Genomic DNA, 10,937 nt, shown 5'->3' on the forward strand with positions numbered 1-10,937 from the left:
GCCGTGCACGGCTGCTACCACGTCACCCAGCGCAACACCTTCACCGGGCGACTGACGCCCCTGGCTCGTCCGCGAGCTCGAACTGCTGCGGCCCACCCTGCGCACCGTGGTCGCCCTCGGCGCCTTCGGCTGGCAGGCCGTACTGCCGGTGCTCGGCGAAGGCGGCTGGTCCCTCCCGCGCCCCCGGCCCCCCTTCGGGCACGGGGCCCGTCTCGAACTGCCGTCCACCGAGCGGGGTGCGGCGCCGCTGGCCGTGCACGGCTGCTACCACGTCACCCAGCGCAACACCTTCACCGGGCGACTGACCCCCGCCATGCTCCGCGACGTCCTGCGGGCCGCGGCCGTCGAGGCGGGCCTTCCCGTCCGCCCCACGCACTGAACCGCCCGCCCTGAACCGCCCGCGCTGCCCGGCCGCCCGCTCGGCGCCCGCGGGCGACGCGGTGCGGCGCGCTGCTCACGGGGCGCTTCTCACTCCTCGCCGCCCTCGCCGGGGTCCCAGGCGTAGGCGCCGCCGCCGCGCCACTCGATGAGCGGCCCGTCCAGGGCGATCTCGTCCGGGTCGAAACCGGCGTCGCCGAGCAGCGACAGCACGTCGTTGACGTTGGTGGCAAGGCCGAGAATGGTGCCGTCGGCCCGTACCCGGCGCGCGCCGTGCGCGTCGGGCGGATAGACGATGATCGGTGCGTCGGCCATACCCCCACCCTGCGCCCGGCCCCGCCGCAGCGCATCCCGGTCTCGCAATCCGGTCCCGCATCCCCGTCCCGCCTCCCGGTCACCGAGGCAGCGCTTTCGCGCTCCCTCGGGCCACCGCCCTCAGGGCGTCAGCTGGAGCGGTCGCGGCCCTGGCGGTCCCGGTCGGCGGGCTGGGGGCGGCGGTAGGTCTCGCCCGTCATCTCCTCCAGCTCCCGCTGCTTGGTCTCCGGGAGCTTGCCGCGCACGAAGAAGAAGGAGAGCAGGGCGAAGCAGGCGAAGGCGCCGTAGAGCCAGGTCAGTCCGACCTTGCTGGTCATCGGCTCGAAGGAGAAGGTGACGATGAAGTTGAAGATCCAGTTGGAGGCGGTGCCGATGGCCAGCGCCATCGCACGCATCCGGTTGGGGAACATCTCCGCCAGCATGACCCACATGATCGGGCCCCAGGAGAGGGCGAAGAAGATGACGAAGGCGTTGGCGCCCACCAGCGCCATCGGCCCGTACGGGTCGGGCAGCGTCACGTCCGTTCCGCTGCCCCGCTGCTGGGAGAAGGCCACCGCGGTCAGCGCCAGCGCCAAGAACATGCCCACCGAGCCGATGGACAGCAGCCTGCGCCGGCCCACGCGGTCGACGAACAGCATGGAGACGACCGTCATCACCACGTTGATGCCCGCCGTGATGACGGAGGTGGTGAAGGACTGGGACTCGCTGAAGCCGACCGACTTCCACAGCGTCGTCGAGTAGTAGAAGATCGCGTTGATGCCGACCAGCTGCTGGAAGGCGGCCATGATGATGCCCGCCCACACCAGCGGGTGCAGTCCGAAGCGCGGGCCGCGGATGTCGCGGAAGCTGCTGCGGTGCTCCTTGCGGAGCGTCTCGCGGATCCTGGCGACCTTGCCCTGCGGGTCGGCCTCCCCGCTGACCCGGCCCAGCACGCCCGCCGCCTCGTCGTACTTCCCCTTCAGGACGAGATAGCGCGGCGATTCGGGGATCAGCAGCGCCAGCACCCCGTAGACGGCGGCCGGGATGACGCCGACCAGGAACATCCAGCGCCAGGCCTGCATGCCGAACCACAGGTCCTGCGAGGCGCCGCCGGCCGCGCCCGCCAACCCCTTGTTGGAGCTGAGGACGACCAGCTGGCCGATGGTGATGGCCAGTTGCTGGAGGGAGCCGAGCGCCCCGCGGCCCGAGGCGGGGGCCACCTCGGAGATGTAGGCGGGGGCGATCACCGAGGCGATGCCGATGCCCAGACCGCCGATCACGCGCCACAGCAGCAGGTCGGGCACCGAGAAGGCGAAGGCGGAGCCCGCCGAGCTGATGAGGAACATGGCGGAGCCCAGCAGCATGACGTTGCGGCGCCCCCAGCCGTCGGCGAGACGGCCCGCGTACCAGGCGCCGACCGCGCAGCCCAGCAGCGCGATGGAGACGACGAACCCCGACAGGAACGCGCCCATGTGGAAGTGGCCCGACAGTGCGTCGACCGCGCCGTTGATGACGGAGGAGTCGAAGCCGAAGAGGAACCCGCCGACGGCCGCGGCGATCGAGATGCCGATCGCCTTGCCGTGGGGGCCTGTGGGGGAGGAGGTCGGCGCGTTCGATGCCGTCTCAGCCATGCGATGTGTCACCTTGCCGATTCGTACATATTCGTACAGATAGACCCGTATCGTCGCGTACTCCGGCCGGGGAGGCAACGTCCTCCCGACTGGAGTCGGAGATCCGCATACCACGTGGGGATCGGGGCATTCGTACGAAGTCGAAAGGCCGTCACACCACAGAATGAGGTGAATGGAGTGAAACGCCGTATATGCGCTCGGCGTGGCGCGGCACTCGGCTCCGCCGGATTACTGGCCGGTGCCGTCCTGCTCACCGGCTGCGGGGACGACAGCGGGAGCGGCACGGAGGGGAAGTCCGCCTCCGGCGCCGAGGGGAAGGGCTCCTCCGCGCAGTCACCGGCCGACGCGGTGCAGGCGACGAATGCGAAGACCACCGAGGCCGAGACGGCCAGGATGAAGCTGAAGGTGGCCGTCTCGGGGTCCGGCGAGCAGGCCGCGGGCAAGAGCGTCTCCGGCGACGGCACCATCGACCTGAAGGACGGCACCAGCGAACTGCGGCTGAGCCAGGGCGGGCAGCGCATCGAACAGCGCGTCGTCGACCAGGTCCTGTACCAGAAGCTGCCGAAGGAGAGCGCCTCCCGGCTTCCGGACGGCAAGACGTGGATGAAGATCGACCTGGGCCGGCTCCAGGGCAGTGGTGCAGGCGGGGCCGGTGCCGGGATGAACAACCCCGCCGACTCGCTCGCCTACTCCAAGTCCCTCTCCGAGAAGGACGTCAAGAAGCTCGGCACCGAGGACGTGAACGGCACCGAGACCACGCACTACCGGGTCGACCTCGACCTGTCGAAGCTCGCCAAGGGCGACCCGGAGCAGGAGAAGAAGCTCCGCGCGCAACTGGGCGACAGGGTGCCGGTGGAGCTGTGGATCGACGACAAGGGGCTCACGCGCCGTCAGCAGATCGAACTGACCGCCCGGGACTCCGCGGGGTCCGGCAGCGCGAAGAAGACGAAGATTGCCACGACCGTCGAGCTGTCCGACTTCGGCACCGACGTGGACGTGCAGGCGCCGCCGTCCGGTAAGACGGCCGACCTGACCGACGAGGTGGCGAAGGGCGGCCGGCAGGCGTCCTGACCCGCGTCGGGGGGCGTTGGGGCCCGCGGCCCCCGGCCTCACACGGTCGCTTCCGTGGGCGGGCGGGCCGCTTCCGTGAGTGCCGCCAGCACGGGGCTGATCAGCGGATGTTCCTCCGCGCCCCGCCGTACGGCGGCGAAGACGCGGCGGGTGGGCGCGATGTCCTCGACCGGGTGGACCGCGACGCCCCCGCCGCTGTGGGCGTCGTCGGTGCCCAGCAGCGCGGAGCGGGGCACCAGGGCGACACCGGCTCCTGCGGACGCGAGGGCGACAACGGCGCGGAAGTCGTCGGAGAAGTGCTGCATCCGCGGCGCGAAGCCCGCGTGTTCGCAGGCCAGGACGACCACGTCGTGGCACGGGTTGCCGGGGAACGGGCCGATCCAGGTGTCCTTGGCCAATTCGGCCAGCGGCACCCGTTCGGCCCCGGCCAGCCGGTGCCCCTCGGGCAGCACGGCGTCGAACGGCTCCGCGTACAGCGGGACGCGGGTCAGCCGCGGATCGTCCTCGCCTGGCGCCCCCCGGTACTCGACGGCCACCGCCACGTCGGTCTCCCGGTCCAGCACCATGGGCAGGCTGGCGTCGCCCTCGGTGTCCTTGACCCGCACCCGGATACCGGGCGCCGTGCGGCCCAGCCGGGAGAGCGCGGGGGCGACCACCAGGCCGATACCGGTGGCGAACGAGGCCAGGTCCACCTGGCCCGCGGCGCCCGAGCCGTAGGCGGCCAGCTCGGCCTCGGCGCGCTCCAGCTGGGCGAGTACGAGATTGGTGTGGGTCAGCAGGATCTCCCCCGCCGGGGTGAGCCGCACGCCTTTGGTGCCGCGCTCGACCAGCCGGTGCCCGGTCTCCTGTTCCAGCGCGGTCAGCTGCTGGGAGACGGCCGAGGGGGTGAGGTAGAGCGCGGCGGCAGCGGCCGTCACCGTGCGGTGGTCCGCCACCGCACGGAGGATGTGCAGCCGCCGCGCCTCGATCACGCGATCGATTCTCCCCCAGTCACTTCGCGAGCTGCGCCCGGGATGCGACGAACGCGTCGACCGCCCGCATCACGTCCTCGGTGGAGTGCGCCGCCGAGAGCTGCACCCGGATGCGGGCCTGCCCCTGCGGCACCACCGGGTAGGAGAAGCCGATCACGTACACCCCGCGCTCCAGCAGCAGCTCCGCCATCCGGGCCGCCTCGGCGGCGTCGCCGATCATGACGGGCGCGATGGCGTGCTCGCCCGGCAGCAGGGTGAAGCCCTCCTCGGCCATCCGGCGGCGGAACAGCTCGGTGTTGGCCGCCAGCTTCCGGCGCAGGTCACCGGCCGACTCCAGCAGGTCGAGCACCTTCAGCGAGGCCGCCGCGATGACCGGCGCCAGGCTGTTGGAGAACAGGTAGGGGCGCGAGCGCTGCCGCAGCAGCGCGGCGATCTCGGCGCGGGCCGCCACGTAACCGCCCGAGGCGCCGCCCAGCGCCTTGCCGAGGGTGCCGGTGACGACGTCCACCCGGTCCATGACGCCGTGCAGCTCGGGGGTGCCGCGCCCGCCCTCGCCCACGAAGCCGACCGCGTGCGAGTCGTCGACCATCACCATCGCGTCGTACCGCTCCGCCAGGTCGCAGATCTCGGGCAGCGGCGCCAGATAGCCGTCCATGGAGAAGACGCCGTCGGTGACGATGAGCCGCCGCCGCGCGTCCCGCGCCTTCTCCAGCTGCTGCTCCAGATCGGCCATGTCGCGGTTGGCGTAGCGGAAGCGGCGGGCCTTCGACAGCCGGATGCCGTCGATGATCGAGGCGTGGTTGAGGGCGTCGGAGAGCACGGCGTCCTGCTCGCCCAGCAGCGTCTCGAACACGCCGCCGTTCGCGTCGAAGCAGGAGGAGTACAAGACGGTGTCCTCCTGGCCGAGGAAGGCCGAGAGCCGTGCCTCCAGCTCCTTGTGGACCTCCTGCGTGCCGCAGATGAAGCGGACGGAGGCCATGCCGTAGCCCCAGCGGTCCAGCGCCTGGTGGGCCGCCGCGATCACCTCGGGGTGGTCGGCCAGGCCCAGGTAGTTGTTGGCGCAGAAGTTGATGACCTCGCCGGGGCGCCCGCCGCCGGTCACCTCGACGGTCGCGGACTGCGGGGTGCCGATGACCCGCTCCGGCTTGTGCAGCCCGGCGGCGCTGATCTCATCCAGAGTGGCGCGCAGCTCGTCGCGTACGGAGTCGAACATGCTTTCAGCTCTCCAGGAGGTAGGAGGGGAAACGGGGGGCGAGGACGGCGGCCGGGCTGCCCGCGCGGGCGAACCCCGCCCGGCCGCCGCGGCGGCTCAGCGCGACCAGTCCAGGACGACCTTGCCGCCGTGGCCACCGGCCGCGTCGTCGAACGCGGCGTCGAAGTCGCGGTAGCCGTACCTGCCGGTGATCACCGGGCCGAGGTCCAGGCCGCCTTCCAGCAGCACCGACATCGCGTACCAGGTCTCGAACATCTCCCGCCCGTAGATGCCCTTGATGGTGATCATCGAGGTGACGATCCGGGCCCAGTCCACGGCGAAGTCCTCGGCGGGCAGCCCGAGCATCGCGATCTTCCCGCCGTGGGTCATGTTCGCGAGCATGTCCCGCAGCGCCGCCGGGTTGCCGGACATCTCCAGACCGACGTCGAAGCCCTCGCGCAGCCCCAGCGCCCGCTGCCCCTCGGCGATGTCCGCGCCCGAGACGTCCAGCGCGAGCGAGGCGCCGACCTTGCGGGCCAGCTCAAGCCGCTCCTCGCTCACATCGGTGACGACCACGTTGCGGGCGCCCGCGTGCCGGGCCACCGCCACCGCCATCAGACCGATCGGGCCCGCGCCCGTGATCAGCACGTCCTCGCCGACCAGCGGGAAGGACAGCGCGGTGTGCACGGCGTTGCCGAACGGGTCGAAGATCGCCGCGATGTCCGGGTCGACCGGGGTGCGGTGCACCCACACGTTCTGCGCCGGCAGCGCCACGTACTCGGCGAAGGCGCCGTCGCGGCCCACACCGAGCCCCACCGTGGCGCGGCACAGGTGCCGGCGCCCCGCCAGGCAGTTGCGGCACTTGCCGCACACCAGGTGGCCCTCGCCGCTGACCCGGTCGCCGGGCTTGACGTCGGCCACGTCCCGGCCGGTCTCCACGACCTCGCCGGTGAACTCGTGCCCCACCACCAGGGGAGCTGCCACCGCCTGCTGCGCCCAGCCGTCCCAGGCGCGGATGTGCAGGTCGGTGCCGCAGATGCCGGTCCGCTCGACCTTGATCAGCACCTCCGCTGGGCCGGTCTGCGGCTCGGGGACATCGGTCAGCCACAGTCCGGGTTCGGCCTTCTGCTTGACCAGCGCCTTCACGTCACGGCTCCTGTCGTCTCGCGCGCCACGGCAGGGCACGGCAGGGCCGCGGGACGGCGGTCCCGGGCCCAGGGCCCTGCGGGGAGGGGATGGGTGGCGGCGAGGGGCGCGCCGCCGGGACGAATCTGCCGCACGGCGGTCGCGGGGTCCATCGAGACTTTCTTAACCGCACCCGCAGCTTCCCTTCACACCCGCCACCCCGCCGGGCACGCGGGAGGCGGCCCGGGGCGGGAGTGCGCGGTCGCGCACCCGCGCGTTCCGCGCTATATGTGGCATATGGGCGATAAACGGCTCGTCCCGCCCATCTCCCCGATGACCGCACGGACGGTCGACACGACGCCCCGCGCGGACGGGCTGGCGTACGAGGCCAAGTGGGACGGCTACCGGGCGCTGGTGTACGCGCGCCCCGACGCGCCACGCCTCCAGTCGCGCCGCGGCACCGACCTCGGCCCCGGCTTCCCCGACCTCCTGCGAGCCGCCGCCTCGCTGGGCGAGGAGGCCGTCTTCGACGGGGAACTGGTCGTGATCGAGGACGGAGCGGTCAGCTTCGCCCGGCTCCAGTCGCGGGCCCAGCGCACCGGGCCCCGCGCCGAGGCCGCCGCGGCGGCGCACCCGGCCCACTTCATCGCCTTCGACCTGCTGCAACTCGGCGACGAGACCACCATGCACCGCCCCTACCGGGAGCGCCGCGCCCTGCTGGAGGAGGTCTTCACCCGCCGCGACCTCCAGCCGCCCTGGGCCCTGTGTCCCATGACGACCGACCCGGCCCTGGCGGACGAGTGGCTCGATGCCGCGTGGGGCCGTGTCGGCATCGAGGGCATGGTCGTCAAAGGCCTCGGCCAGCCCTACAGGCCCGGCGAGCGGGGCTGGCGCAAGCTGCGCGCCCGCGCCACGGCGGAGGCCGTCGTCGGCGCCGTCACCGGTCCTCTCGCCTCGCCCGAGGTGCTGGTGCTGGGGCGTTACGACGAGGGCGGTGCACTGCGCATGGTGGCGCAGAGCGCCCCGGTCACCACCGCCCTGCGCCGCGGACTCGGCCCGCTGCTGACCCCCGCCGGGCCCGAGCACCCCTGGACCGACGCCCGGTTCCGCTCCGGCTGGGGCAGCCGCGATCTCCTCGCGCACCGCTGTGTCGTTCCCGAGCACGTGGTCGAGTTCGAGGCGGACGTGGCTTTCGACGAGGGGCGCTGGCGCCACCCCGTCCAAGCCCGCCGACTGCGCCCGGAGTTCCCGCCCCAGGAGGTGCCCCGGTTCCCGTCGGGGCCCGCCGAGTGAGCGAGGACCGGGTGCGGCGGGCGATGACCGGGCGCGGCGGTCGGTGCGGCGCGCCCGGAACGCCGCGCTGGGCGCGGCGGGGTGCGGCCGAGCTCAGGCGAGCGGCGGGGCGAGCCGCCGCGGCACTCCGGGCTCGGCGGCCACAGCATGCCGACCGCGTGGGCCCGTGCCGTCCGGCGACCGGGATTAGAGCTTCGGTGCTCGCTTCATGGTACTGCCGTATCATCAATCTTGATACATGCGTATCACCAAGAGCCGACCTCCCGGAGGCGCCCCGTGTCCGTGCACACGACCCGACCCCGCACACGCCGCGACATCGGTCACTACGTGAACGACACCTTGCGCGACCGGTACTTCGCCACCTGCGACGTCCTCTACGCCAAGGGAGCACCCGCCCGCTCCGAGACCGACGTGGAGACGAGCTTCGGCACCACGCACGTCTACCGGTACGGGCCCGCGAACCCCGCTGACGAGTCCCGAACGCCGATCGTCCTGATCCACGGGGCCGGGGGCTGCTCCGCCCAGTGGTACCCCAACACCCCGGGGCTCAGTGCCGAACGCCCCGTGTACGCGCTGGACACCCCGGGCGATCCCGGCCGCAGCGTTCAGCGCGAGCCGATGTGGCAGCCCGAGCGCGCCGCCCAGTGGCTCGACGAGGCGCTCGGCGCGCTCGGCCTCGACAGGGCGCACCTCGTCGGCTCCTCTTACGGCGGCTGGCTGGTGCTCAACGGGGCACACCGCAGGCCCGGCAGACTCGCCTCCGTCACGCTGCTCGACCCCGGCGGCCTGGAGAAGGTGGGCCCGCGCTTCTTCGCCTGGCTCTTCGTCGGCCTCTTCGCGACCTGCGCTCCCAAGGCGCTGCGCCCGCGTCTCGCCTCCTGGCTGGAGCAGCCGGTCGTCGCCGTCCCCGAACTGCGCGCGTGGATCAGGGCGGCCGTCCGCGCCTTCCGGATAAGCCGCCTGGCACCGCAGCCACTGACCGAGGACGAGCTGCGCACCCTCGGGACCCCGCTCTACCTCGCCCTCGGCAGACGCAGCCTGCTCGTACACCCCGAGCGGCAACTGGAGCGCGTGCCGCGCCTGGTCCCCGGTGCCCGCGCCGAGATCATCGCCGACACCGGTCACGGCCCCGCGCTCGACCATCCCGGCCTGCTCAACGCCCGGATGCTGGGCTTCATGGAAGACATCGACACTCTCGACCGGGCCACGGGGCGTGGCGACGGCGGCGCGTGACCCCCGACCGGCACCTGCTCAACCGGGCGTGCGCGCCGGCCCATCACGGGCGCCGCCGCAGGGGCGCTGCCCCACAGGCGCCGTCCCACCGGGCAGCGTCCGGTGGTGTGACGGGCCTGGGCGGTAGCCGGGCCGGGGCGGGGGCTTCGGTGACCTGTCCGGCCCACTACCGCGCGCATCGGCCCGTCACCCGGTGCAGCGTGGAAGCAGCGTCACCGACCCGTCGACAGCCGGTGGAAGCCGCCGGCACGTGCACAACGGCACAGCGGCTCGGCAGGTCGGAGCGACGCCAAGACGACAAGACGACAAGGAGTCCCCCATGCGTCGCCTTCCCCGCTCCTCCCGTATCGCGACCAGCATCGCCGCCCTGACGGTGACCGCCCTCGTGCCCCTGTGCGGCGTCGCGCAGGCCGCTCCGGCCCACACCCCCGCGGCCACCGCCGCCTCGGCTCCCGCGCCCTCCGGCGGCGAGCAGGACGGCCGCTCCACCACCGGCAACAGACTTCTCAAGCTCGGCAACCGGGACGGTCTCCTGGGCCTGGGCTTCCTCGGCCTCCTCTGACCGGAGTACGGGAACGGGGCTCGTGCGCCGTCCGGGGCACGAGCCCCGTTCCCGCCGTCCGGGGGCCGGGGTGGGTCAGGAGAGCTTGTCGGCCACGACGGAGGCGGCCTCGGCGACCAGCTTGTCGTCGTAGTCGGCGTCCTCCTTCTTCCGCTTCGACATGACCGTCACGACCAGGGGCGCCTTCCCCGGCGGGCGGACGACGGCGATGTCGTTGCGGGTGCCGTACCTGGCGGCGCCGCTCTTGTCGCCGACGCTCCACTCCTTCGGGACCCCGGCCCTGATGAGCTCGGTGCCGGTCGGGCTCTCGTCCAGCCAGTCGTCCAACTGGGCGCGTTCCGGCTCGGGCAGGGCGGCGCCCAGGGTGACGGCGCGCAGGTCCTTGGCGAAGGCGCGCGGGGTCGTGGTGTCCCGCTTGTCGCCGGGTGTGGCCTCGGTGAGCGCGGTCTCGTAGCGGTTCATCTGCGTGACGTCGTCGCCGAGGCCTTCGAGGTAGGCGTCGAGCTTCTTCGGGCCGCCCAGGTCGCGGACCAGCAGGTTGTCCGCGCCGTTGTCGCTCTGGCGCACGGCTGCCTCGCACAACTGGCGCAGGGTCAGCTTCTGACCGACGTGCGCGCTGGTGACGGGGGAGTGACCGACGGGCACGTCCTTGCCGACGGTGATCGACTTGTCACCGAGCCCCTCCAGCGAGTACTTGTCCAGGATGGCGGCGGCCGTGAACGCCTTGTGGGTGGACGCGTACGCGAACCGCTCGTCCGCGTGGTAGGAGACCGCGCGTCCGGAGCCGGTGTCGACGGCGTGTACGCCGAGCCGCGCCCCGTACTTCTGTTCCAGCTTCTTGAACGCCGCGGCAGCCGCACCGTCCCTGACGCCTGCGGACTTCGCGTCTGCGGACTTCCCGTCCGCGGAAACGGGGGAGGGCGAGGAGGACGGGGCGGTGGCGGAGGTCGCGGCGGAGGCGGTCGCGGCGCTCTCGCCGCACGCGGTGAGCGGCAGGACGAGCGCCAGCGCGCCGAGCGCCGCGAAGGAGGTGCGTCGGGCTGTGGTCGTTCGCATGGGTGTCGATGCCTCCGGAAGGTCCGTGAGTGACGGGCCCGCACAGCCTCACCCGACACCGGCCATGCCGTCCAAGACGCGATCGCGCGAACTCATGCGCAATCCGCATGGCAGCGGCGGCGGCATAGAGT

General features: G+C 72.6%; 10 protein-coding genes and 1 pseudogene. 5 read left to right on the plus strand and 6 right to left on the minus strand.

All coding sequences use genetic code 11. From position 1 onward, the window contains the following. Nucleotides 1-379 (plus strand): annotated as a pseudogene (locus AB8Z75_RS24945) (uracil-DNA glycosylase); the annotation flags it as partial. 89 nt (nucleotides 380-468) lie between these two features. Here AB8Z75_RS24945 and AB8Z75_RS24950 read toward each other — a convergent pair. Beyond that, nucleotides 469-693, minus strand: coding sequence for a hypothetical protein (locus tag AB8Z75_RS24950; protein ID WP_369205662.1), 225 nt, complete (start codon nucleotides 691-693; stop codon nucleotides 469-471). A gap of 128 nt (nucleotides 694-821) precedes the next feature. Continuing rightward, complete coding sequence (locus AB8Z75_RS24955) at nucleotides 822-2,303, minus strand: sugar porter family MFS transporter (protein ID WP_369205664.1); 1,482 nt, start codon at nucleotides 2,301-2,303, stop codon at nucleotides 822-824. Nucleotides 2,304-2,480: 177 nt separating this feature from the next. On the opposite strand from AB8Z75_RS24955, the gene AB8Z75_RS24960 reads away from it, so the two are divergent. Next, the gene (locus AB8Z75_RS24960; RefSeq protein WP_369205666.1) at nucleotides 2,481-3,374 is read left to right on the plus strand and encodes an LppX_LprAFG lipoprotein; all 894 of its coding nucleotides are present in this window, start codon (nucleotides 2,481-2,483) and stop codon (nucleotides 3,372-3,374) included. A gap of 38 nt (nucleotides 3,375-3,412) precedes the next feature. On the opposite strand, the gene AB8Z75_RS24965 is transcribed toward AB8Z75_RS24960, so the two are convergent. The 3 genes from AB8Z75_RS24965 to tdh all read right to left on the minus strand — a co-directional run bounded on the left by AB8Z75_RS24965 (nucleotide 3,413) and on the right by tdh (nucleotide 6,683). Continuing rightward, nucleotides 3,413-4,345, minus strand: a complete 933-nt coding sequence (locus AB8Z75_RS24965; protein ID WP_369205668.1) for a LysR family transcriptional regulator — start codon at nucleotides 4,343-4,345, stop codon at nucleotides 3,413-3,415. A 19-nt stretch (nucleotides 4,346-4,364) separates the two neighbouring features. Further along, nucleotides 4,365-5,558, minus strand: coding sequence for a glycine C-acetyltransferase (locus AB8Z75_RS24970; RefSeq protein WP_369205670.1), 1,194 nt, complete (start codon nucleotides 5,556-5,558; stop codon nucleotides 4,365-4,367). Nucleotides 5,559-5,654: 96 nt separating this feature from the next. Then, a complete protein-coding gene (tdh, locus tag AB8Z75_RS24975; RefSeq protein ID WP_369205672.1) occupies nucleotides 5,655-6,683 on the minus strand; it encodes an L-threonine 3-dehydrogenase in 1,029 nt (342 codons plus the stop codon). A 312-nt stretch (nucleotides 6,684-6,995) separates the two neighbouring features. On the opposite strand from tdh, the gene AB8Z75_RS24980 reads away from it, so the two are divergent. From AB8Z75_RS24980 to AB8Z75_RS24990, 3 genes are all read left to right on the plus strand, one after another. After that, complete coding sequence (locus AB8Z75_RS24980) at nucleotides 6,996-7,955, plus strand: ATP-dependent DNA ligase (protein WP_369205674.1); 960 nt, start codon at nucleotides 6,996-6,998, stop codon at nucleotides 7,953-7,955. Nucleotides 7,956-8,231: 276 nt separating this feature from the next. Then, a complete protein-coding gene (locus AB8Z75_RS24985; RefSeq protein WP_369205676.1) occupies nucleotides 8,232-9,188 on the plus strand; it encodes an alpha/beta fold hydrolase in 957 nt (318 codons plus the stop codon). Nucleotides 9,189-9,507: 319 nt separating this feature from the next. Continuing rightward, nucleotides 9,508-9,750, plus strand: coding sequence for a hypothetical protein (locus AB8Z75_RS24990; protein WP_369205678.1), 243 nt, complete (start codon nucleotides 9,508-9,510; stop codon nucleotides 9,748-9,750). Nucleotides 9,751-9,825: 75 nt separating this feature from the next. Here the strand turns inward: AB8Z75_RS24990 and bla are convergent, their stop codons facing one another. Then, nucleotides 9,826-10,806, minus strand: a complete 981-nt coding sequence (gene bla, locus AB8Z75_RS24995) for a class A beta-lactamase (protein ID WP_369205680.1) — start codon at nucleotides 10,804-10,806, stop codon at nucleotides 9,826-9,828. Nucleotides 10,807-10,937 lie beyond the last annotated feature (131 nt).

This window comes from Streptomyces sp. PU-14G (genome assembly GCF_041028275.1).
Lineage (GTDB): Bacteria > Actinomycetota > Actinomycetes > Streptomycetales > Streptomycetaceae > Streptomyces.